Annotated in this window: 2 protein-coding genes; both read right to left on the reverse strand. The window is 35.4% G+C overall.

The annotated features are described in order from the left end of the window. Nucleotides 1–111: 111 nt before the first annotated feature. Entirely contained in the window at nt 112–657 is a 546-nt protein-coding gene (locus tag PVK62_RS17225; protein ID WP_274445607.1) for a GNAT family N-acetyltransferase, read from the reverse strand. A gap of 148 nt (nt 658–805) precedes the next feature. Beyond that, entirely contained in the window at nt 806–1606 is an 801-nt protein-coding gene (locus tag PVK62_RS17230) for a PhzF family phenazine biosynthesis protein (protein ID WP_176713330.1), read from the reverse strand. Between the last annotated feature and the right edge of the window lie 89 nt (nt 1607–1695).

Raw genomic sequence — 1695 nt, forward strand, 5'->3', positions numbered from 1 at the left:
GCAATAACACGTTTACTACGACACAGACTTAACTGAATTTTACCGCCTTAATCACTGAAATTAAAGGCAAACCCACAACGCCGAATGTAGTAAATCGTGTTGATTGCTTTGTTATGCGTAAATTCTAACATCCATTGCCATTGCTATTTCGGAAATTGATTTTCCATCTATTCTATAACAATCAGGACATTCACCAATTATTTGAAAGCCGCTTTTAAGATACAAACTCTTTGCAGGAAGATTACACGAAAGCACATTTAGATCTAACCAATCTATACTTGGATTTATCATACAAAAATTAACCACCGTATCAATCAGATTTAACCCGATGCCTTTTTTACGATAATTGGTATCAACTCCCATACCTAACAAAACTCGATGGTAACCATATTCATTTCCAGAATGACGAAGATCAATATGTCCACAAATATGCCCTACTTGGTCTTTGACTAACCATAACTTCCTCCAAGCAGAATTGCCTAAATCTACGTCAAAACCAATTCGAAACTTATTACGAAGTTGATCTGATACTTGGCAATCTTTAGTAGCTATTGGTTGAAAAAGATCAAATTCATCCGAGCCATTTTTCTCTAACTGTTTATATAGATAATTAAAGAACAATTCTAAATCTGATATTTCTGCTTCTACTATACTCACGTGAACTCCTTTTTACGCATAACGCCTGCATAACACGTTTGCTACTATGCAAATTAAGCTTTAATTTACCACTAAATACGGTAAACCCAAAGAAACCTAGGATGCCGAATGTAGCAAATCGTGTTGATGCATTTGTTATAAAGCAATTTTACGACACCGTAATTTTACCTTTTAAATATAAAACAGCCTTTCCTGATATAACGACATTATCAGCTTTAACTACGCATTTTAAAACGCCACCTCTCTTAGACGCTTGACATGCGATTAATTCACTTTTGTTTAAAATACCCCCCCAATAAGGAGCTAAACCACAATGAATTGATCCTGTTACCGGATCTTCATCGCCACCGTTTGCGGGCCAAAAATACCTAGAAACAAAATCATAATCAGCAGATTCAGATAGTGATGTCACTACAACATCAAACGGAGCTAACTCTTTTAAGTGTTCAGTTTTATACGTAACTTTTCGTACGTCCTGCTCATTATTGAAAATGGCAAAATAGGCCTGTCTATTTTTTAGGATAGTTGTAGGCTCTTTGGAAAGGCCTGAAATTAGAGATTGTGGAGGCTGAGTAATTACTTCAGGTGTTTGGGTCGGAAAAACCATTTCAATATCGTTATCGGTGTTTAAAGTGACTTTCAACATACCAACTTTGGCAGTATGAAACTCTATTTCAGTTTTAACACCCAATTCATTAAATAATACATGTGCTGATGCTAATGTAGCATGACCACAAAAATCAATTTCAGTCAGTGGTGAAAACCAACGAATTTCATATTGATTTTCTTTTATTAGCTTAATAAAGGCTGTTTCTGACAAATTATTTTCAACTGCAATATTTTGCATCAATTCGGCTTCAGGCCATATCGTAACAGGAATGACTGCCGCTGAATTACCTTTAAACTGTTGATTTGTGAACGCATCAACTACGAATATATCCATTTCCAATTTGAACTCCTTTTGCTTTATAACGCCTGCATAACACGTTTGCTACGATACAGACTTAGCTGAATTTTACTACCTTAATCACTGAAACC

It is taken from the genome of Aliivibrio sp. S3MY1 (assembly GCF_028765575.1).
In the GTDB taxonomy this organism is placed as follows: domain Bacteria; phylum Pseudomonadota; class Gammaproteobacteria; order Enterobacterales; family Vibrionaceae; genus Aliivibrio.